Below are 21,547 nucleotides of genomic sequence, written 5' to 3'. Positions count from 1 at the left end.
AGCGGCCACAGTGCTTTTGGCGTCTTGGCACGCCTACTCATTTGGAATGAACAAAGCCCACGGAGGATACCGTGGGCTTTTGAGGACGTTTGCCAGACAACGTGCTGGCAAGTTCCTGCTTAACGGTTACTTGGCTTCGGTCTTGGTGCCGTCGGCGTGCCACTCATAGACGACAAATTCGAAGTTTTTCAGGTCGCCTTTTTCGTCAAACGCCAGGTCGCCTGTAGGTGTGCTGAACGTATTGCTGCGCAGGGCCTCTGCTACAGCATCGGTTTCAGTGTTGCCTGCCTTCTTGATGCCATCAGCAATAACTTGCACGGCTGCGTAGGAGGGGAAGACGAACGGGCCGCTCGGATCCTGCTTCTTGGCTTTGAATGCTTCAACCAGGGCTTTGTTTTTCGGATCCTGATCGAAAGAGCGGGGAAGGGTTACAAGCATGCCCTCTGAGGATTTGCCTGCAATGGCGGAAATTTCAGAGTTACCCACACCTTCCGGCCCCATGAAGCGAACTTTCAAGCCTTTTTCCTGTGACTGGCGCATCAGAAGGCCGAGCTCCGGGTGATAGCCGCCGTAATAGACGAAATCCACACCCGCCTGCTTCAGCTTGGAGATCAGAGAAGAAGAGTCCTTGTCGCCGGCATTGATACCTTCGAATACGGCAACTTTGACATTGGCGCCTTCAAGTGTCTGCTTGACGGCCGTGGCAATGCCTTCACCGTACTGCTGCTTGTCGTGGATGATGGCGACTGTCTTGGGCTTGATATGCTCGGCTATATATTTGCCGGCAGTAGGGCCTTGCATGTTGTCAAGACCAATGGTGCGGAAGATCAGTTTATGTCCGCGTGCCGTGAGATCAGGGCTGGTTGATGCTGGGGTGATCATCAGGATGCCTTCGTCTTCGTAGATATCGGACGCCGGCTGGGTGGAGCTGGAGCACAGGTGGCCAACCACGAATTTCACTTCGTCGTTGACGATCTTGTTGGCAACGGCAACCGCTTGCTTGGGGTCACACGCATCGTCATAGACTACGCCTTCGAGCTGCTGGCCATTGACGCCGCCAGCCTTATTGATTTGCTCGATAGCCATTTTGGCGCCGACAAATTCCATTTCCCCATATTGCGCTACAGGACCGGTAACCGGGCCGGCCAAAGCGATTTTTATTGTATCGGCAGCGACGCTGTAGCTGGTGAGTCCAGCCAGGGCCATGGCGGCGAATAGTCGGGAAAGACGCTGAGTTGCCTTATTCATAGTGCTCCACTCGAAATGCTTATTGGTTTTGGCAGATCACAAACGTTTATTGCAGTATTTATTCTTATTGCTGGCTTTCTTGTTATGACGATAAATCGGCATCGCAACGTGCGGAGTGTAGAGTGCCGATCACGGAATTGAAAAGTGGCACATCGACTGTATCGATACACTTTGTCGCATCATGTATCGGATACGAGCCGAAACCGGGCTGAAGACATGTCAATCCTGTCGACAATAAGCGGCAGCCGCTATCATGTCGCTTTATTTTTAGGGGTGACGTGATGTCCGAAACCAGCACTCTGTACGCTACGCTGTTGGGCCAGACCGCTGAAATCACATGGCAAGAGTTACAGCCGCACTTTGCCAAGGGTTCGTTGCTTCGGGTGGATGCCGAGATAGACTTGATAGAGGCGGCAGAAGCCATTGTTCAGGACAATACAGGCAAGGTTTCTGCCTGGCTGACGTCCGGGCAAATGGCCAAGGTGACCGAGGATGAGGCACGGGGGTTTTTGGTAAGCGATCCAGTCTTTTGGGCAGTGGTCGTTGCGCCCTGGGTGCTTATACAGGCTAGAAACGGTAACAGCGGCGAGGCATGAGACCGCCAGGGTGGATCAATGATTGATCCACCGCTGACGGATCCAGGCACTAAAAGCGTCCACCAGCAGTACCAGGGTCAGCATGGCCAGGATAATGGTTGCAGCCTGAGCGAGTTGAAACAGGCTGAGGCTGATTTGAAGCATTTGTCCTAGGCCGCCAGCGCCCACGAATCCCAATATCGTCGCCATGCGGATATTGTTTTCCCAGCGATAGAGAATATAGGCAAGCAGCTGAGGCCAGACGCTTGGCAGAATGCCATAGGCGAAGGCGGCAAGGCGTCCGCCGCCAGCCAGTCTGATCGCATCGCTGGGGGCGGACGGAGTGTTTTCCAGCGCCTCGGCAAACAGGCGACCCAGTACACCCGCCGTATGCAGTGCCAATGCAAGCGTGCCGGCGTTGGGCCCTAGCCCTGCAGCCAGTACCATCAGTGCCGCCCACACCAGTTCCGGGACGGCGCGGAGGGCATTGAGCAAGAACCGCGCAACTGCTTTGAATAGAGTACCGAGTCGGCCTGCCGCAGGCAGGGCCAGTATTATGCCAAACAGGGCTGCCAATAGGGTTCCCATGGCTGACATGGCCAGTGTTTCCAGGCAGGCCCAAGCGATGGCGTATAGGTGACTGCGGGAGAAGTCCGGGGTAAGAAATCCGTTGGCAAACTTCGCCATTTGCGCAAGAGAGGTCCGCGAAAACAGCTCGATAAAATTCGTCTCAAGGTAAGCAAAGGACGAGGCAATGGCGGCTAGTACTACGATAACGGCGGCAAGACCCTTGATTTTCATCGTTACGGCTCTCGCAGCAAGCGGCTGATCAGGTCGGCCAGCATGACCAGTATCAGAAAGGTCAGCATCAGGCTGGCAACTTCTCCGCCAGCAAACATTCGCAGAGACAGATCGACCTGTTGCCCCAGCCCGCCAGCGCCGACAAATCCCATGACGACCGATGCACGGATAGCACACTCCCAGCGGTAGATCGTATAGGAGATCATTTCGCCGCTGGCGGCCGGTAGCAGTCCATATGCGAATGCCTGAAGTCGCGAGCTGCCACCCAAGAGCAATGCTCGCGTCGCGTCAGCAGGTACGGATTCGAAAATCTCGGCGTACACCTTACCCAGCATGCCACCATACGTGATGGCAATGGCCAGGACGCCCGCGGTTGGACCCAGGCCTACCGCTCGTACAAATAACAAGGCCCAGACAATTTCGGGAATGCTGCGCAGAATTACAAGAACGATACGTACCGTATTGCGAATCGTCTGACCCAGCCACGAAGGGCGTCCTTGCCGATGAAGCGCGGAGATGGAAAGCGAGCGTGTTGCCAGCAGGGCTGCTGGAAAGGCGATCACCCAGGCGAGTGTCATGCCGGCCGTGGCAATGGCTAGGGTTTCCAGCGTGGCTTTGCCAACTATCGAGAGAAACTCCGAATCGTAGGCTAGCGGCCAGAATCCTGCCAGAAAGCTACCCATGATTCTGGCGTTCTCACCGGTGAGCAAACCAGGAATATCCAGCTCAGACAGGTGAAGCCCAGGCCAGAGCAGTATGATTGCCAGCAGGCTGATGCCTAGACGAGGCAGGGTGGCAGGATCATGCGAGGGGGCAGTCAGCATCGCGGTGGTGTGGCAGGCATGAAATAAACACTGGATGAGTTCTCTGGTGCCAATTGCTCATTGGCATACAACTGCTCCAGATCATCGGAGGTAACGGCTTGCGTTGCTTTGTCGAATACAATAACGCCTTGGCGTAGTCCAATGATTCGCGGAAAGTGTTTGAGCGCCAGCTCTACGCTGTGCAGGCTGGCGATCAGCGTTGCGCTTCGTGTTTCGGCCTCACGAGCGAGAATGGTTAGTGTATGGCTGGCAAGTACCGGATCCATGGCGGAGACAGGCTCATCCGCCAGTATCAGCTCAGGCGCCTGGTATAACACGCGGGCAATGCCGACGCGCTGGAGTTGGCCCCCCGAGAGCTGATCGCAACGCTGATACAGCTTTTCTGACAGGTCCAGCTTTGCCAGAGCCTGTTGGGCGCCCGGACGATCCAGTGGATAGACAAGGCTGACCAGGCTCTTCCATAAAGGCCATTGGCCCAGGCGCCCAGCCAGTACCGCCGTTACGACGCGTTGCCGCGCCGGGAGGGGAGGTGCCTGGTGAATCAGACCGATATGTGCACGAAGCGACTTCAATCGGGACACGCTCAATGACCACGGATCGGTCTGCAATACGGTGAGTTGTCCTGCCGTTGGCTTGTGGCTTGTCGCCATCAGGCGGAGCAAGCTGGTCTTGCCTGCTCCAGAAGGGCCAATCAGTGCGACGCGTTCACCTTTGGTGATCTTCAGGTCAAGCTTTGAAAGCGCGCGATGCCCATTGGCGTGAAGAAGCTCCACGCCAGCTAACTGGACGCTCACTTCAACAGACCGGCCGCACGTGCAGAGCCTTCGATGCCCTTATAGTTTTCAGGAGAAGTTTCTACAAAACGACTGGCTGCCTGTAGATCCAGAATGGCTTTGTCTTCAGGCTTCGAAGGATCCAGTGCAAGAAAGGCCGCCTTGATTTTGGCCGCTAGTTGCGGATCCAGATTGCCTCTGACGGTCCAGTTGTAATCGTAATAGGGCGGAGTGGTCGCGAAGACCTTGACCTTGCTTGTGTCTACTTTCTTGGCATCAACCAGCTTCTGCCAGACCGAAGCGTTCAAAACGCCTCCATCCACTTTTCCAGCCTGTACCCAGGCGGCAGTTGCATCATGGGCTCCAGAATAGGCTACACGTGAGAAAAACTGCTCCGGTACTACCCCTTCCTGCTGCATGAAGTAACGGGGCATCAGGCTGCCGGAGGTCGAAGAGATCGAACCAAAGGCGAACGTTTTGCCTTTCAGGTCTTGAACCGATTTGACGTTTGGATCAGCTGTAATGAATTTGCTGGTGAACTTCTGATCTTCTTCCCGTTGTACCAGCGGATTCATGGGCGCTTTGAGTTGGGCCTGGACAAAGGTAAAGCCACCCAACCATGCCATGTCCAGTCTGTCAGAGGCCAGCGCTTCGACCACGCCTGCATAATCGGAGACCGGCACGAAGGTAACAGGCATGCCAATCTGCTTTTCCAGGTACTCTCCCAGCGGTTTGAACTTGCGAAGCAATTCGGTGGGTGCTTCATCCGGGATAGCCGAGACGCGTAGTGCATCTGCTGCCTGGGTAAGAAGGGAAGTGGCGCACAGGGTAAGACCGGCCACGAGGGCCAGGGAACGCTTCAACATGAGTTTCTCCGGTTCAATAGCGGAAAAAATAGAGCCGCGAAGTATACGGAGATTGACGAAATTTCACAGCCGCTTAGTGGCACCCTGGCGTGGCGACGTGTAACGAGGCAGGAGCTGCAAAGCTATTGCAGCTCCTGCTCAAGCCATCAAGTTTCGTCAAAGAAGCGTTCGTGCCACTCTACCAGTGGCTGAGGCGTATTGAGTTTTTGGCCGTAGATGACAGCATACGCCAGCACGTTTTGGACATATTGACGGGTTTCGTCAAACGGAATGGTTTCTACCCAGACATCGAACGCCAAGTGCCGGGCGTCCTTCAGCCATCTTTTTACACGTCCGGGACCGGCGTTATAAGCCGCTGAGGCTAGAACACGGTTACCGTTGAATTGCGCATGAACCATGCTCAGGTAAGCGGTGCCCAGCTGGATGTTCGTGTCCGGTTGCAGGGCTGATTGAGGGCTCGCCAATGGAATGGAAAACTTGCTGGCTGTATGTTTTGCCGTCGCAGGCATCAACTGCATCAAGCCCATGGCTCCCACGCCTGAACGGGCATCGGACATGAAGCCGCTCTCTTGCCGGGTAATAGCGAAGACCCAGCTGCTATGCAAGCCTCGCTGGCGCGCTTCACGAACGAAACTGTCGCGGTAGGCGATAGGGAAGCGGATGTCCAGATCGTCCCAGTACTTGGCTTGGCTAATTGAGCGAATAGCCGGGAAATACCATTGCATGTCGTAGGCCATGCGGGCCTGGGCAACCAATTCGTCCCGGTTGAAGCTGCGGCTGACATGAAACCACTCGCGCCGCGCATTTACAAATTCACCACGTGCATAGAACTCGAGCGCGCGCTGAATACCAGGCGTGGTGCGCACGCGGTTGCGAAGGCTATTGCTCAGTACGAGCGGACGATTGTTCAGCTGATAAGGTGCCTTGATGCGGTCGGCTGCTAGAAAGCCGTAGAAATCGCGCTCACGCGAAACTGGCTGGTAATCGGCCTGTACGCTTGAGCTTTGCGGCTGAGACAGCTCCAGGGTACGGGCGCGCCAGTATTGCCAGCGGTTGGTTTCCAGAAGCGATGGGGGAAACCGCTGGATTAACTGGTAAGCCTCTTTCCAGCGGGCCAGGCGCAGTAGAAGGCGCGCACGCCATTCGCTGACCGTGTCATCACGGAGTTCTGGATCGTAACGCTCCATGAGCGGAAGGGCTCGTGGGTCAAAGTTCTTGGCCAGGGTCAGCCCGATCTCACGCGCAATGGATACTTTTTCGTCGCGCGAAAAGGGTAGGCGCTGACTATAGGTATCGAGTAGGCCCAATGCTTTCTCGGGATCCTGTTTGGCAAGGCGTCGCAAACCCAGACCAACCACATCGGCCATGGGCTCGCTGGCAGGTGTGAAGCGCTGCACATCGGCTAGCTGTTGGGGTTTCTGAGCGATATCGCTCATCAGGTTAGCAAGTGAGCCCAGGGTGGGCATCTGCTTTCCCAAATGGGTGACCAGCCCGTAATTACGCGCTTCGGCCGCCAGCTTGGCACGTTTCCAAACCATGCTTTCAGGCATCTGGCCGCGAGCAGCCCAGGCACTGAAAAGGCCATCACAGGCGGCTGGTTGTGACTTGCCTACCAGCCAGAGCTTTTCCGCTGTTTTGAAGGGTTGTGTTGTCTGACCTTCCTGAATCTGGTGCTGGGCATTCAGGCAATCCAGCTCGGTAAAGTTGAGCTTGGAGTCATAGTAGCGGTCAAAGGTACTCCAATCGCCGCGCTCGGAGAGCCAGCGCAGCCAGCGCAGCTTCATCCAGCTTGCCTGCGGAAGATCGCCATGCTCGGCAAGAAAGGCTTCTATTTCTGTATTGCTGGCGTTCTTGAGGCGTGCGGTCAGCTCGTCATATTGCAGGTAGGGCTCCAGGGGATACCCTTGCAACGCATTGCGTGACTGCAGATAGAGACTGGCATCTCCCTTGGCCAGCGCTGCCTTGGCTTGGTCATATAGGAGACGTTGTTGCTCAATGGGGGCCGCGTGAGCGGTTTCCAATCCAATGAGAGAAGCAAAGACACTGGTCAACAGCTTGAACAGACGGCCGCGCATGAGATTCCCGGAGAAGACTGCTGGTACATGCGGCTCGGCCGCACAAAGGCGATTACTTTAGCTTGTCGGCCATTACGACGAAAGCGTATGAGCTACCAACGGTCAGGCTAATAATCTTGTCGTCATATGTACGAAAACATTGAGTGCCGTCGGTAGGAAAACATGCAGTTCGTGCGGATGGGCACTAGAATGCACGTCCTTTTTCTTGGAGATGCCTATGACCTTGCTCAAATTCACCGGCGTATCCCTGGCTTTCGGTGCCATGCCATTGCTGGACGGAGTGTCCTGGCAGATTGCTCGGGGTGAGAGAGTCTGCGTGATCGGGCGCAACGGTACTGGCAAGTCCAGCATGCTGCGCCTGGTCAAGGGCGAGCAGATGCCAGACGATGGCGAGATCTGGCGTGCTCCGGCGCTGAAGATCGGAGAGTTGCCCCAGGAGCTGCCTCGGGCAGATGATCGTACCGTATTCGATGTTGTGGCCGAGGGATTGACTGGCGTAGGGGAGTTGCTGGCGGAGTATCATCGACTGTCCCAGAACATTCACACTGACGAAGACCTGACGCGTCTGATGCGCGTTCAGCAGGATTTGGAAGCCAAGGATGGCTGGCGACTGCAGCAGCTGGTCGAGAGCACGCTGAGCCGCCTTCAGTTGCCTGCAGAAAAGACCCTTGCAGAGCTTTCCGGTGGCTGGCGTCGACGTGTGCTATTGGCGCAGGCCCTGGTGGCCGAACCTGACTTGCTGTTGCTCGATGAGCCAACCAACCATCTGGATATCGGGGCTATTGCCTGGTTGGAAGAGGCCTTGAGTCAATATCCGGGTGCGATTCTGTTTATCACCCACGACCGAGCCTTCCTGCAAGCCCTGGCGACACGTATTCTTGAGTTGGATCGGGGCCATCTCATCGACTGGCAGGGCGATTACGCCAGTTTTCTGGTGCATAAAGAGCAGCAGCTTGCAGCGGAAGAGACCGCCAACGCACTGTTCGATAAGCGTCTGGCTCAGGAAGAGGTCTGGATTCGTCAAGGCATCAAGGCTCGACGTACCCGCAACGAAGGGCGAGTGCGTGCATTGAAGGCCATGCGCTTTGAACGCAGCGAACGACGCGAACGCCAGGGTAAGGCAAATCTGCAGCTGGAAACCGCCGACAAGTCTGGAAAACAGGTCATTGTTGTCGAGCACGTGGATTACGCCCATCCAGGCAGCGAACCCATTATCCGTGATTTTTCCCTGGTGGTGCAGCGAGGCGACCGGATGGGCTTGTTAGGCCCCAACGGCTCTGGAAAGACAACGCTGCTCAAACTGCTGCTGGGTGACCTTGAGCCGACAGCAGGAAAAATCGTGCATGGTACCAAGCTTGAAGTGGCCTATTTCGATCAGTTGCGACATGCGCTTGAGCCTGAAAAAACCGTCATCGACAATATGGCTGAAGGACGTGAAATCATCACGATCAACGGTCAGGATCGTCATGTCCTCAGTTATCTGGGGGACTTCCTGTTTAGCCCACAGCGTGCCCGGACGCCCGTGAAAGCGCTTTCAGGTGGCGAACGTGCCCGACTGCTGCTAGCGAAGCTGTTCAGCAAGCCGGCCAATCTGCTGGTGCTCGACGAACCTACCAACGATCTGGATGTGGAGACGCTGGAACTGTTGGAGGAAGTGCTTCTGAGCTTTGAGGGCACCGTGCTGATGGTCAGTCACGATCGGGCGTTTCTCGATAACGTCGTGACCAGCACCCTGGTATTTGAAGGCGAGGGCCTCGTGCGCGAGTACGTCGGAGGCTATCAGGATTGGCTACGTCAAGGTGGATCGCCTCGCTTGTTAGGTGCGACAGGGTCGAAAATGGAGGCCAAGTCGGATGCGGCGGCCACTCAAGCGACACCCGTAGAAGCATCCAAGGCAGCAGCGCAGCAGGCGCCGGCCCGTAAAAAGCTCAGTTATAAGGATCAACGCGAGCTGGATGCCTTGCCGACACAGATCGAGGCGACGGAAAACGAGCTGGCGAGACTGCAAAGCCAGATTTCCGATCCGGCGTTCTACCAGCAGCCGCTTGAAACGACGCGTGTCGTTGTTGAGCGCTTCGAGGCTTTACAGCGTGAGCTCGATCAGCTGCTGGAGCGATGGGCTGAACTAGAAGAATGAAAAAAGGGCTCCTGAGGGAGCCCTTTTTAGTATTACTTCCGGGTCAGGGAGACCGCTAAGGTGTCACACGGGGCACCATGTAACAGGTCATTGGCGGTCGAGCCCAGAAGAAGGGCAAGGCCATGGCGGCCGTGGCTGCCTACAACGATCAGATCACAGGCATTTTCGCGAGCAAAGCGGTGGATTTCCTGGCGAGGCTGCCCATAGGCCAACTGGCACTGGCCCTCCAGAAGGCTGTATTGCGCAACAAAGCTGTCCAGGCGTTCACGGGACTGTTCGATCTGCTGTTGTTGAAGGGAGGAAAGGTCCATGGGCACGTCACCGCCGAACGCCATAGCCATTGGTTCGACCACGTGGACCAGGGAAACCTTGCTTTGGAGGCCGGTAGCCAGATCGACAGCACGACGGATTACGGCATGGCATTCATCAGTCAGGTCGATGGCTACCAGAATGTGTTTATAAGACATTTTATTTCTCCTCCTTAAGGATGGCGAACATTTCAAGTATGGCCTGTCTGGTGCGGCTCGCACCTGCTATCCAGATACCGTTTGGACCGCATTTCGCGGTACTTGCTCCTTGCTGCGGGTGTTGCGCCTCGCTGTTGTTAACAGATCGCTGCGCCAATTGCACCTATCCTTTGTAGAGATTGACGATTTTTCAGTCCCATGCCGTCCGGGCTCAATGGGTTGTTATGCCACGTTAACGCATGGGTCGAATTGACATAACGCAGGTTTTGAATGATCGTGTAGGGGCTGTCAAACACTTGTATGAATCAGATGTTTGTCTTGCGGGCCCTGTAGTGCTCGGGCAGAGAAGAGAAGGTTGCCGCAAGGTATAGCTTTCGCGTTCCGCCCGGGCTTGACGAATCCTAGTATCACGCCATGCAGTTGGCTGCCTGCCTGAATGGGCAACAAGGCTTGGATGTGAGTGTTCCGCTTCCACGTATGGAGATCAGTTGATGATTTACGAAGGTAAAGCCATCACGGTTAAGGCTCTAGAAAACGGTATCGCCGAGTTAAAGCTTGATCTTACTGGCGAGTCGGTCAATAAATTTAATCGCCTGACCTTGAACGAGCTGCGCCAGGCTGTCGATGCCCTCAAGGCCGACGCTTCGGTCAAGGCCGTCATTCTCAGTAGCGGAAAGGATGTTTTCCTCGTAGGGGCAGACATCACCGAGTTTGTCGAAAGTTTCCGTATGCCAGACGAGGATCTGCTGGCAGGAAACCTCGAGATCAATCAGATCTTCAATGACTTTGAAGACCTCAACGTCCCTACTGTAGCGGCAATTAACGGCATCGCGCTTGGTGGTGGCCTTGAAATCGCCATGGCCGCCGACTTCCGGGTCATGAGCGAGACCGCAAAGGTTGGTCTGCCAGAAGTAAAACTGGGCATTTATCCCGGTTTTGGCGGGACTGTTCGGTTGCCTCGCCTGATCGGTAGCGACAATGCCATCGAGTGGATTGCTTCGGGCAAGGAGAACTCTGCTGCCGAGGCGCTCAAGGTCGGTGTCGTGGATGCAGTTGTTGCACCCGACAAGTTGCAGGCCGCGGCGTTGGATCTGGCACGTCGAGCTATTTCTGGCGAGCTTGACCACAAGGCCCGTCGTCAGCCCAAGCTTGAAAAGCTCAAGCTAAACCCCATTGAAGCCATGATGGCATTCGAGTCGGCCAAAGGCTACGTTGCAGGTCAGGCGGGTCCGAATTATCCCGCGCCAGTAGAAGCGATCAAGACCATCCAGAAGGCCGCTAATTTCGGACGAGAGAAGGCGCTTGAAGTCGAAGCCAAAGGCTTCGTGAAGCTCGCCAAGACAACTGTTTCGCAAAGCCTGATCGGTCTGTTCCTGAATGATCAGCTGCTCAAGAAAAAGGCTAAGGTTTACGATCAGCAGGCGGGTGAGATCAAACAGGCCAGCGTCTTGGGGGCAGGTATCATGGGCGGTGGTATCGCCTATCAGTCTGCGCTCAAAGGCACGCCGATTCTCATGAAGGATATCCGTGAGGAAGCCATTCAGCTCGGTCTTGATGAAGCGAGCAAGCTTCTCAACAAGCGCGTCGAGAAGGGCCGTCTCGAGCCGGTGAAAATGGCTGAAGCGCTCAATCGTATTCGCCCCACTTTGTCCTATGGCGACTTCAAGTCGGTGGATATCGTGGTTGAGGCTGTTGTTGAGAATCCCAAGATCAAGCAGGCTGTGCTGGCAGAGGTCGAAGATCAGGTTGGTGAAGAAGCCATTCTGGCGTCCAATACCTCGACCATCTCGATCAGCTTGCTTGCACAAGCCCTGAAGCGTCCTGAAAATTTCTGCGGTATGCACTTCTTCAATCCGGTGCACATGATGCCTCTGGTTGAGGTAATCCGCGGCGAAAAGACCAGCGAAAAAACGATTGCGACCACTGTGGCCTATGCCAAAAAAATGGGTAAGAACCCTATCGTGGTCAATGATTGTCCGGGCTTTCTGGTCAATCGGGTGCTGTTCCCTTATTTCGGTGGTTTTGCTGGCCTGATCGGGCAGGGCGCTGATTTCCAGCGTATCGACAAGCTCATGGAAAAGTTTGGCTGGCCTATGGGGCCGGCTTACTTGATGGATGTTGTAGGGATGGATACGGCGCATCATGCCCGTGATGTGATGGCGGAAGGCTTCCCTGACCGGATGAAAGAGTCCCGCAAGACCGCTGTTGATGCGCTGTACGAGGCTAAACGTCTTGGACAGAAGAACGGCAAAGGGTTCTATGTGTACGAGACCGATAAAAAGGGCAAGCCAAAGAAAGTCGCTGATGCAGAAACCTACGCCTTGCTCAAGCCTGTCGTGTATGAGCAGCGCGATTTCACGGATGATGAAATCGTTCAGCGCATGATGATTCCGCTGTGCCTGGAAACGGTTCGTTGCCTGGAAGATGGCATTGTCGAGTCGGCTGCAGAGGCGGACATGGGATTGATCTATGGCATTGGCTTCCCTCCCTTCCGAGGCGGTGCGCTGCGTTATATCGATTCCCTGGGCGTTGCCGAGTTCGTGGCACTGGCCGACCAGTATGCAGACCTGGGGCCGCTGTATCACCCGACTGAAAAGCTGCGCGAAATGGCCCGTAACGGCCAGTCCTTCTTTGGTTAACGCAGACAGTACAGAGCGAGAATTCTTATGAGCCTGAATCCAAGAGACGTTGTTATCGTCGACTTTGGCCGCACACCGATGGGTCGCTCCAAGGGTGGCATGCACCGTAATACCCGGGCAGAAAACATGTCTGCCCATCTGATTACCCAGCTTCTGGCACGCAATCCGCAAATCAACCCGGCAGAAGTGGAAGATGTGATCTGGGGGTGCGTAAACCAGACGCTCGAGCAAGGCTGGAACATTGCGCGAATGGCGTCCTTGATGACGCCCATCCCTCATACTAGCGCAGGGCAGACCGTAAGCCGGCTCTGCGGGTCTTCGATGAGCGCACTGCATACAGCGGCGCAGGCCATCATGACCGGTAATGGGGATGTGTTCGTGGTAGGTGGCGTCGAGCATATGGGACACGTCAGCATGATGCATGGCGTTGACCCTAACCCGCATCTGTCGCTTTATGCTGCAAAGGCCTCTGGCATGATGGGGCTCACAGCAGAGCTGCTTGGCAAGATGCACGGCATTACCCGGGAAGCACAGGATAAATTCGGCTACCGTTCGCACCAGTTGGCTTGGAAGGCCACTCAGGAGGGTGCGTTCAAGGACGAAATCATCCCCATGGAAGGACATGATGAAAATGGCTTCCTGAAGATGTTTGACTATGACGAGACTATCCGTCCTGATACAACGGTGGAAGGCCTGGCCGAACTCAGACCTGCGTTTAATCCAAAGGATGGTACAGTAACTGCAGGTACGTCATCCCAGATCACCGACGGCGCCTCCTGTATGATTGTGATGTCCGGTCAGCGGGCAATGGACCTTGGCCTGCAGCCACTGGCACGTATTCGGGCCATGGCGGTTGCTGGCGTAGACCCTGCGATCATGGGCTATGGTCCTGTTCCGGCTACCCAGAAGGCCCTCAAGCGTGCAGGGCTGTCGATGGGCGACATTGACTATGTCGAACTCAATGAGGCTTTCGCAGCCCAAGCATTACCGGTGCTGAAAGACCTCAAGCTCCTCGACAAGATGGACGAAAAGGTCAATCTTCATGGTGGGGCCATCGCGTTAGGTCATCCCTTTGGTTGCTCTGGAGCCCGTATTTCCGGCACGCTATTAAATGTCATGAAACAAAAGGGTGGTGCACTGGGCGTAGCAACCATGTGTATCGGCCTGGGTCAAGGCATTACGACGGTGTTCGAACGCGTCTGAGAATGGCGTTTATGCTACCGAAACCGGGGCCTGGCCCCGGTTTTTCTTTCTGGAGGGAACATGTCCTTACAACCTGGGCTCTATCGGCATTACAAGGGGCAGGAGTACCGTGTCCTGGGCGTAGCCAAACATTCTGAAACGGAAGAGGAGCTTGTTTTTTACCAGGCGTTGTATGGTGAATACGGCCTTTGGGCGCGTCCGCTCAGCATGTTTCTGGAAAGCGTCGAGGTGGACAGCGAGCGTGTTCCCCGCTTTGCTTTAGTAAAGGTTGAGGAGAATCCGTTAGGGCTTGCCGATAACGCGCAGCCTTGACCTTGCTCCAACAGCCACTATATATAGCGGGGCCGTACAGCCACGCTGTCATGGTTCGTCAGTCACTGCCTCACTGCCAAATGTCTGTCAGACTGTCTCGCCTTTCTCTTTACATCTTTTAATAACGCAGGAATCAACCGATACATGGGCAAATCGCTGGTCATCGTGGAATCCCCGGCCAAGGCCAAGACCATCAACAAGTATTTGGGCAACCAGTACGTGGTGAAGTCGAGTATCGGCCATATCCGTGACCTGCCTACCAGTGGGTCGGCAGGCGCGTCAAAAGAGTCCGCCACGAAAGGACGCAAGTCTGCTGCCGAAGCTCCAGCCCTTTCTCCAAAGGAAAAGGCCAAGCGCCAGCTTATCGCTCGCATGGGGGTCGACCCTGAGCATGGCTGGAAGGCGCACTACGAGATCCTGCCTGGAAAGGAAAAGGTGATCGAAGAGCTCAAGCGTCTGGCTAAGGAAGCTGACACTGTTTATCTCGCAACCGACTTGGACCGCGAAGGGGAAGCCATTGCCTGGCATCTTCGTGAGGCCATCGGAGGAGACGAAAGCCGATTCAAGCGGGTCGTCTTCAACGAAATCACTAAAAAAGCGATTCAGGATGCGTTCTCCAAGCCGGGCGAGCTGGATATCAATCGAGTCAATGCTCAGCAGGCCAGGCGCTTTCTGGACCGTGTAGTAGGCTACATGGTCTCGCCTCTGCTATGGCAGAAGATCGCCCGAGGGCTTTCGGCTGGACGTGTTCAGTCCGTTGCGGTCAAGCTGCTTGTGGAGCGTGAGCGGGAAATTCGTGCCTTCGTCCCTGAAGAGTACTGGGAAGTTCACGCCGATTTGGCGAACCCCAAGAATGCCAAGGCGCGTTTTGAGGTCGTCCGGCAAAACGGCGAAGCATTCAAGCCGTTGAACGAGGCGCAGGCAAGTGCTGCCGTCGAGAAGTTAAAGGCTTCCAGCTACAGCATTAGCAAGCGTGAAGACAAGCCTACCAGCAGCCGACCTTCCGCTCCGTTCATTACATCGACTTTACAACAGGCTGCCAGCAATCGGCTGGGCTTTGGTGTAAAGAAAACCATGATGATGGCCCAGCGTCTTTACGAGGCGGGTTATATCACTTACATGCGTACCGATTCGACGAACCTGTCCAGCGATGCCATTACCATGGCTCGGGCGTTTATCGAAAATGAATTTGGCGACAAATACTTGCCGGCCAAGCCTAATTTCTACAGCAGCAAGGAAGGTGCGCAGGAGGCTCACGAAGCAATTCGTCCGTCTGACGTAAACACGCGTCCTGACCAGCTGTCTGGCATGGAGCGAGACGCCGAACGCTTGTACGATTTGATCTGGCGTCAGTTCATTGCCTGTCAGATGCCTCCTGCGGAATATCTTTCTACGACCGTTACGGCAAAGGCCGGTGAGTTTGAGTTGCGCGCCAAAGGGCGAATCCTCAAGTTCGATGGCTTTACCCGAGTTCTGTCGCAACAGAGCAAGCCTGGCGAAGGCGACGTACTGCCCGAAATGAACCAGGGCGATGCCATGAAGCTGCTGAAGCTGGATCCCACTCAGCACTTCACCAAGCCGCCGGCACGTTTCTCTGAGGCCAGTTTGGTCAAGGAGCTGGAAAAGCGCGGTATTGGTCGTCCGTCTACCTATGCAGCCATTATTTCCACGATTCAGGATCGCGGCTATGCCACTGTGCATAATCGCCGTTTCTACGCAGAAAAGATGGGTGACATTGTTACTGACCGGCTGGGCGAGAGCTTCTCTGACCTCATGGATTATGGTTTTACCGCCAGCATGGAAGGTGATCTTGATACCGTAGCGCAGGGCGAGCTTGACTGGAAAAACCTGCTGGATGAGTTCTATAGCGATTTCAAGAAAAAGCTAGAAGCCGCTGAGAGCGCTGAAGGAGGAATGCGTGCGAATGTGCCGACTCTCACGGACATCCCTTGTCCGACATGTAGCCGGCCGATGATGATCCGTACCGCTTCAACGGGTGTATTCCTTGGATGCTCGGGTTATAGCCTGCCGCCCAAAGAGCGTTGCAAAGGAACGATCAACCTTGTTCCGGGTGATGAAATTGCTGAGGACGACGAAGGCGAGTCGGAATCGCGTGTGCTGCGTGGCAAGCACCGCTGCGATATTTGCGGAACTGCGATGGATGCTTACCTGATTGACGAGCATCGCAAGCTCCACATCTGTGGCAATAACCCCGATTGCTCGGGTTATGAAGTTGAAACCGGTAACTATCGCATCAAGGGCTATGAAGGGCCTTCACTGGAGTGTGACAAGTGCGGCAGTGAAATGCAGCTCAAGACGGGTCGTTTCGGCAAATTCTTTGGATGTACCAATCCTGAGTGCAAGAATACGCGCAAGCTGCTGAAGAACGGCGAGCCGGCTCCGCCCAAGATGGATGCCATTGCAATGCCTGAGCTCAAGTGCGAGAAAGTCAACGATACGTATGTATTGCGAGATGGAGCTTCAGGTTTATTCCTGGCGGCCAGCCAGTTTCCAAAGAATCGCGAAACTCGCGCACCGTTGGTCAGCGAGCTGTTGCCGCACAAGGATGAAATCGATCCGAAATACCATTATCTATTAAGTGCACCGGCCAAAGACCCGGACGGCCGTTCTGCTGTTATTCGCTTCAGTCGCAAGACGAAGGAGCAATATGTACAGACAGAAGAGAATGGTAAGCCGACCGGTTGGAAAGCCTATTTCGATAATGGGAAGTGGAAGGTAGAAGACAAGCGTAGTTGATGCGCTGTATCTGGTTGCCAGGTCTGCAAGCCTGGCAATTGGTGTCTGTGTAGCGGGGCAGTTGGCACCGCTTTGCCTTGGGAGGATTCAGGCATGTCTCATGAGATCTATACTCGTACCAACCAGAAGTTGTACTTCGCCGGTTTAAGCCTTGAATCGTGGCGCAGGGCGGAGCACGAGCAGAGCATGAATGCCCAGGGGCAGATTCAGGCCGAGCGAGAGGCGACGTTGTTTCATTTGTATGGTGCTGTTTTGGGGTTGTGTCATGAAGTGGCAGGTTATTACCGCCTGCCTAACGCCCAGGCTGCCTCAATCGATCAGTTTTTAAATCCACAAGCTTTGAAAGATTCGCCAAGTCCTGAGTTGGCTGAATTGTTTGAGTTGGCAAGTCATCAGCAAACATGGCTGGCTCAATTGCTGGATGGGTTCTCCGCATTGCAAAAACCACCGCAGCCTATCAAGCAAGCTAAGGTTGATCCTGGTCTGCCGCTGATTGAGTCGGTTACGCTTGATGAAGAGAAGAGGCTGCTGAGCCATACTGAGCTCGAGGCCTGGAGAAAAAATATCAAGGAGTTGGCGCTGCGCTTTCGTGGTTCATTGACCGAATGGTGAGGCACAGACGCCAAAAATGTGTAGATCTTCTTGATTGAAGAGCTGTCTTGCAACATTTTAGTCTTTATTGCATTACGTTAATCGATAGAGCCTAGGGAAGGGCAGGTGCGACTGCTACAATGCCAGCGCCTGCTGGAGATGCACATATGTCTACGTCTTATCTTGAAATTGTCGAACTGGCTGATGGCCGTATCGTTCTTCGCCGTGCCGATGGTGAAGAGGCACTGGTGACATTGGAGTTTTCTTCCGATGCAAAGGATTTTCTGCATGGCCAGCAAGTTGAAGTGGCTAAAGCCATGTTCAATTTGGGTGTGCAGATGGCGGGGCGTCTAGCCGAAGGGGATATGATAGAACGCGAAGATACTCCCCGCGTTCTTCATTGATCAGCCCAAGCGAATGTTAAGGCTTTGGGCGTTGCCTGTCTGAGCGGCCAAAGCCAGCTTTTTCTTCTCGGAAGTCTTCATGCCGTGGAGCCAGCTCACCACGGTATGGCTTCTTCCTGAACGTAAGGCTTCACAAGCAAGCTCTAGTGTCTGCATGCTCTGACGTGGTTGCAGCAGCAGGATTCTATTTAGATTCAAATCCCTTGAGCGCAGCCACTTTGTCGTTAGCAGCGTCGGAGGTGCTATCAGTGTCAGCCACCGGGGATCCTGTTCGTCACTCAACTCCCGCAGCATGGGTGCTAGCAAATGCAGGCAATGGTCTTGAGCGCCGTTTAGAGTCACTTCACTAAAGCAATCAGGCAAAGTCGCCGCCTGAATAGGTCCAGCCAAAAAAGGATTGAGCGACGGTTGAACCAGTGCGTCGTGAAACAACGGCAACTGTCCATGATCCGGCGGCAATAAAGATTGCACTGAACACCTCCTTATAGATACGTTGACTCGTTAACGCCTGATGACACCTACGCTCAGGCCTTCGATTACTAGATCCTGCTTATTGAGGTCCACCTCAATAGGCTGGAAATCAGGGTTTTCAGCAATCAGCCAAACCTTGTTGCCCTCACGTTTGAACCGCTTGACCGTAACTTCTTCTCCGACACGAGCAACCACGACTTGCCCGTTGCGTGCCTCACGAGTGACGTGAACCGCCAGAAGGTCACCATCAAGAATACCAATGTTCTTCATGCTCATGCCTTCTACCTTGAGAAGGTAATCCGCACGTGGTTGGAAGAAGTCAGGGTTAATATTGCAATTTTCTTCCACGTGCTGCTGGGCCAGGATTGGCGCGCCTGCAGCGACACGACCGATGACAGGGAGTTCACTGTCAGAAGGTTTCTGTGTTTCCAGTCCAGGAATGCGGATTCCGCGAGAGGCACCAGGCGTCATTTCAATAGCGCCTTTACGTGCAAGCGCCTTGAGGTGCTCCTCTGCCGCATTCGGGGATTTGAAGCCAAGCTCCTGAGCGATTTCCGCACGGGTGGGCGGGAATCCGTTTTCTTCAAGGCAGCGCTTGATGAAGCTCAGGATTTCAGACTGTCTCGGAGTTAGTTTTAGCATGATAGGTGTCTGGCTTTATATACAGTTCCTGGGATTATATACAGTATTGGTTTGAGGGCAACCGACTTTTTATCAGCCAAATGCCATTACGGCACTTAGCTATCCCAGGCATTGACTCAGGAATGTTTTAAACATATGTTTAAAACATTTTATGATCAGGTAGTTAAGCGATGGCTCAATCTGAAACGGTCGAGCGGATATTGGATGCCGCTGAACAACTTTTTGCTGAGCGTGGCTTTGCTGAAACATCGCTCCGCCTGATAACCAGCAAGGCGAATGTAAACCTTGCAGCAGTGAATTATCACTTCGGCTCGAAGAAATCCCTTATCCAGGCGGTATTCTCTCGTTTTCTGGACCCTTATTGCGCGTGTTTGGAAAATGAGCTGGACCGACGGTACGGCAAGTCTGGGGCCAAGGCAGACCTTGAGGAGCTTCTTTATCTGCTGGTAGATCAGGCGTTAGCCATCAAACCGCGTCACGGTAATGATCTTTCCATTTTCATGCGGCTTTTAGGGCTGGCATTCAGTGAGAGCCAGGGGCATCTGAAGAAATACCTCGAAGAGGCATACGGACGCGTTTTTCGTCGCTACATGGAGTTGGTTGCCGTGGCCGCGCCTGACATTCCTCCGCTGGAGCTGTTCTGGCGCGCCCACTTCATGATAGGGGTGGCTGCATTCAGCATGTCAGGTATCAAGGCTTTGAAGGCCATGGCTGATAATGATTTTGGTGTACATACGTCAACGGAGCAGGTATTGCGTTTGATGGTGCCTTTCATGGCCAGTGGCATGCTGGCGGAGAGTGCAATGACGGATCAGGCTCTGGCATCTGCGCAATTCAAGCCCCGCAAGCCTGTCAGTCAGGATGCTCAGCGCTTCTGAGTGAGGATATGCCAGCGCTTTCAGCAAAGGCATTACTGACACATTGATTGAAACGAGTTGAAAGGGCACCATGCCTCACTTGTTTTCTGTGCCTCAGGAATGCCTATGCAAGGCTCATTAATGGTGGACATTGGCGGCACATGGCTGACCGCTGAAGACCGACATCTCCTGCGCCAGCCCGAAGTGGGTGGGCTCATTCTTTTTGCTCGCAATATCGAGCATCCTCGCCAGGTGCGTGAGCTATGTGAAGCCATACGCGCCGAGCGGCCGGAGTTGCTATTGGCTGTCGACCAAGAGGGCGGCCGCGTCCAGCGACTTCGACAGGGCTTTGTACGTCTGCCTGCCATGCGGCGATTTGCCAATCATCCAGAGGCCGACCGCCTTGCCGAGGCATGCGGGTGGATAATGGCAACCGAAGTGCTGGCCGTCGGGCTCGACTTCAGCTTTGCTCCGGTTCTGGATCTTGATCATGGCCGTAGCGCAGTAATCGGTCAGCGAGCCTTTGAAGGAGCGCCGGGCAGGGCAACCGATCTGGCGGGTGCTTTCATTCGCGGCATGCATGCTGCCGGCATGGCTGCAACTGGCAAGCATTTCCCGGGACATGGGTGGGCAGAAGCCGACTCGCATGTGGCCATTCCCCGTGATGAGCGCAGCCTGGAAGACATCAAGGCCGTCGACCTTGTACCTTTCAAGCGCTTGAGTGGGCAGTTGGAGGCGATCATGCCTGCTCATGTGATCTATTCCTGCGTAGATGAGCAGCCAGCCGGGTTTTCGCGGCGGTGGCTGCAGGACGTGCTTCGCGGCGAGTTGGGTTTCAAGGGTGTTATTTTTAGCGACGATCTATCCATGGCCGGTGCGCATGTTGCTGGTGACGCGGCAGGACGCATAGAGGCTGCCTTGAGTGCTGGCTGTGACATGGGGCTCGTTTGTAATGACCGTGCCGCGGCTGAGCTGGCGCTAACCGCGCTGCAGCGCTTGAAAGCCAAGCCTTCGCAGCGGTTGAAACGCATGAGTGCAAAAGCATTTCCGTCCATTGAATATCGTCAGCATCCTCGCTGGCTTGCGGCTTTATCTACTCTGCGCCAAGCAGGTTTGATTGATTAAGGAGTTTATATGACCGTTTACGCCATTATCGGCGGGACTGGCCTGACGCAGCTGGAAGGTCTGACGCTGGATGAGTCCCTCAGAATAAACACGCCCTATGGCGCGCCTTCGGCGGACATTCTCAAAGGCCATTATGCAGGGCGTGAAGTATTGTTCCTGGCGCGCCATGGTCATCCGCATCGCATCCCGCCTCATCAGGTCAATTATCGCGCCAATATATGGGCGCTCAAGCATGCCGGTGCAGAAGCAATCCTGGCCGTTAATGCGGTAGGCGGTATCCATTCAGCAATGGGTAGCGGGCATCTATGTGTGCCTCACCAGATCGTCGACTATACATGGGGTCGTGAACACACCTTTTTTGAAGGGTCTCTGGAAGCGGTAACCCATATCGATTTCAGCTACCCCTATGATGAGGCGCTTCGCCAGCAATTGATCAGTGCGCTGCGTCAACACGGCTATGCCCACAGTGATCAGGGCGTCTATGCCTGTACACAAGGGCCGCGCCTGGAAACGGCAGGAGAGATCGTTCGCCTGGAGCGTGATGGCTGTGACATCGTGGGGATGACAGCCATGCCAGAAGCCGCACTGGCTCGGGAGCAGGATTTGGCTTATGCCTGTCTTGCGTTGGTCGTTAATCCAGCTGCAGGTAAGGTAACTGGCGTTATCACCATGGCTGAAATAGAGCAGGCGCTGCGTGAGGGTATAGGCAGGGTTAAAGCTGTACTGGCAACAGTACTGGCAGGTTAAGCCCGACTGGCCGGGCACCTCCTGAGTGCCCGG

Annotated in this window: 20 protein-coding genes; 11 read left to right on the top strand and 9 right to left on the bottom strand. The window is 54.8% G+C overall.

From position 1 onward, the window contains the following. Positions 1 to 126: 126 nt before the first annotated feature. A complete protein-coding gene (locus tag B3729_RS23890; protein ID WP_286789183.1) occupies positions 127 to 1,248 on the bottom strand; it encodes a branched-chain amino acid ABC transporter substrate-binding protein in 1,122 nt (373 codons plus the stop codon). Positions 1,249 to 1,529: 281 nt separating this feature from the next. Here B3729_RS23890 and B3729_RS23885 point away from each other — a divergent pair, with 281 nt between their 5' ends. Next, on the top strand, positions 1,530 to 1,844 hold the full coding sequence (locus B3729_RS23885; protein WP_010797686.1) for a DUF2288 domain-containing protein: 315 nt from the start codon (positions 1,530 to 1,532) through the stop codon (positions 1,842 to 1,844). A gap of 15 nt (positions 1,845 to 1,859) precedes the next feature. Here the strand turns inward: B3729_RS23885 and phnE are convergent, their stop codons facing one another. The 5 genes from phnE to B3729_RS23860 all read right to left on the bottom strand — a co-directional run bounded on the left by phnE (position 1,860) and on the right by B3729_RS23860 (position 7,162). Then, a complete protein-coding gene (phnE, locus tag B3729_RS23880) occupies positions 1,860 to 2,624 on the bottom strand; it encodes a phosphonate ABC transporter, permease protein PhnE (protein WP_074827505.1) in 765 nt (254 codons plus the stop codon). Between the two features lie 2 nt (positions 2,625 to 2,626). Continuing rightward, complete coding sequence (locus B3729_RS23875) at positions 2,627 to 3,448, bottom strand: PhnE/PtxC family ABC transporter permease (RefSeq protein ID WP_286789182.1); 822 nt, start codon at positions 3,446 to 3,448, stop codon at positions 2,627 to 2,629. Continuing rightward, positions 3,442 to 4,242, bottom strand: a complete 801-nt coding sequence (locus B3729_RS23870) for a phosphonate ABC transporter ATP-binding protein (protein WP_019365897.1) — start codon at positions 4,240 to 4,242, stop codon at positions 3,442 to 3,444. Before B3729_RS23870 ends, B3729_RS23875 begins: the two co-directional genes overlap by 7 nt. Further along, positions 4,239 to 5,087, bottom strand: a complete 849-nt coding sequence (locus B3729_RS23865) for a putative selenate ABC transporter substrate-binding protein (protein ID WP_122043080.1) — start codon at positions 5,085 to 5,087, stop codon at positions 4,239 to 4,241. The genes B3729_RS23870 and B3729_RS23865 overlap by 4 nt, the downstream gene beginning before the upstream one ends. Positions 5,088 to 5,233: 146 nt before the next feature. Next, positions 5,234 to 7,162, bottom strand: coding sequence for a transglycosylase SLT domain-containing protein (locus B3729_RS23860; protein ID WP_286789181.1), 1,929 nt, complete (start codon positions 7,160 to 7,162; stop codon positions 5,234 to 5,236). A 217-nt stretch (positions 7,163 to 7,379) separates the two neighbouring features. Here B3729_RS23860 and B3729_RS23855 point away from each other — a divergent pair, with 217 nt between their 5' ends. Beyond that, positions 7,380 to 9,299, top strand: a complete 1,920-nt coding sequence (locus B3729_RS23855) for an ATP-binding cassette domain-containing protein (protein WP_074827500.1) — start codon at positions 7,380 to 7,382, stop codon at positions 9,297 to 9,299. Between the two features lie 32 nt (positions 9,300 to 9,331). Here the strand turns inward: B3729_RS23855 and B3729_RS23850 are convergent, their stop codons facing one another. Continuing rightward, positions 9,332 to 9,766 (bottom strand): universal stress protein, encoded by a 435-nt coding sequence (locus B3729_RS23850; RefSeq protein ID WP_010797693.1) that lies wholly within the window; start codon positions 9,764 to 9,766, stop codon positions 9,332 to 9,334. 491 nt (positions 9,767 to 10,257) lie between these two features. On the opposite strand from B3729_RS23850, the gene fadB reads away from it, so the two are divergent. The 6 genes from fadB (at position 10,258) to B3729_RS23820 (ending at position 17,672) form a co-directional block, all read left to right on the top strand. Then, positions 10,258 to 12,405, top strand: coding sequence for a fatty acid oxidation complex subunit alpha FadB (gene fadB, locus B3729_RS23845; RefSeq protein ID WP_019365902.1), 2,148 nt, complete (start codon positions 10,258 to 10,260; stop codon positions 12,403 to 12,405). Positions 12,406 to 12,432: 27 nt separating this feature from the next. Further along, a complete protein-coding gene (fadA, locus tag B3729_RS23840; RefSeq protein ID WP_010797695.1) occupies positions 12,433 to 13,608 on the top strand; it encodes an acetyl-CoA C-acyltransferase FadA in 1,176 nt (391 codons plus the stop codon). 60 nt (positions 13,609 to 13,668) lie between these two features. After that, positions 13,669 to 13,920, top strand: coding sequence for a DUF1653 domain-containing protein (locus tag B3729_RS23835; protein WP_010797696.1), 252 nt, complete (start codon positions 13,669 to 13,671; stop codon positions 13,918 to 13,920). A 144-nt stretch (positions 13,921 to 14,064) separates the two neighbouring features. Then, positions 14,065 to 16,677 carry a type I DNA topoisomerase gene (gene topA, locus B3729_RS23830; RefSeq protein ID WP_286789180.1) on the top strand — a complete coding sequence of 871 codons (2,613 nt, stop codon included), beginning with the start codon at positions 14,065 to 14,067 and terminating at the stop codon, positions 16,675 to 16,677. Positions 16,678 to 16,770: 93 nt separating this feature from the next. Continuing rightward, the gene (locus B3729_RS23825) at positions 16,771 to 17,289 is read left to right on the top strand and encodes a DUF6586 family protein (protein ID WP_125888970.1); all 519 of its coding nucleotides are present in this window, start codon (positions 16,771 to 16,773) and stop codon (positions 17,287 to 17,289) included. Positions 17,290 to 17,435: 146 nt separating this feature from the next. Further along, the gene (locus B3729_RS23820) at positions 17,436 to 17,672 is read left to right on the top strand and encodes a hypothetical protein (protein WP_010797699.1); all 237 of its coding nucleotides are present in this window, start codon (positions 17,436 to 17,438) and stop codon (positions 17,670 to 17,672) included. On the opposite strand, the gene sulA is transcribed toward B3729_RS23820, so the two are convergent. Both sulA and lexA read right to left on the bottom strand, forming a co-directional pair. After that, on the bottom strand, positions 17,673 to 18,143 hold the full coding sequence (sulA, locus tag B3729_RS23815) for an SOS-induced cell division inhibitor SulA (protein WP_010797700.1): 471 nt from the start codon (positions 18,141 to 18,143) through the stop codon (positions 17,673 to 17,675). 30 nt (positions 18,144 to 18,173) lie between these two features. Further along, entirely contained in the window at positions 18,174 to 18,785 is a 612-nt protein-coding gene (gene lexA / locus B3729_RS23810) for a transcriptional repressor LexA (RefSeq protein WP_010797701.1), read from the bottom strand. A 170-nt stretch (positions 18,786 to 18,955) separates the two neighbouring features. Between lexA and B3729_RS23805 the strand changes: the two genes are divergently transcribed. The 3 genes from B3729_RS23805 to B3729_RS23795 all read left to right on the top strand — a co-directional run bounded on the left by B3729_RS23805 (position 18,956) and on the right by B3729_RS23795 (position 21,514). Beyond that, positions 18,956 to 19,663: a TetR/AcrR family transcriptional regulator gene (locus tag B3729_RS23805; protein WP_074827489.1), complete on the top strand. Its 708-nt coding sequence runs from the start codon at positions 18,956 to 18,958 to the stop codon at positions 19,661 to 19,663. A gap of 105 nt (positions 19,664 to 19,768) precedes the next feature. Next, positions 19,769 to 20,767 (top strand): beta-N-acetylhexosaminidase, encoded by a 999-nt coding sequence (gene nagZ / locus B3729_RS23800; protein ID WP_286789179.1) that lies wholly within the window; start codon positions 19,769 to 19,771, stop codon positions 20,765 to 20,767. 9 nt (positions 20,768 to 20,776) lie between these two features. Then, entirely contained in the window at positions 20,777 to 21,514 is a 738-nt protein-coding gene (locus B3729_RS23795) for an S-methyl-5'-thioinosine phosphorylase (protein ID WP_286789178.1), read from the top strand. Positions 21,515 to 21,547: the final 33 nt, after the last annotated feature.

Source organism: Pseudomonas sp. UBA3149, assembly GCF_002364655.1.
Classification (GTDB): domain Bacteria; phylum Pseudomonadota; class Gammaproteobacteria; order Pseudomonadales; family Pseudomonadaceae; genus Chryseomonas; species Chryseomonas luteola.
This window is presented reverse-complemented; position numbering and strand designations above follow the sequence as displayed.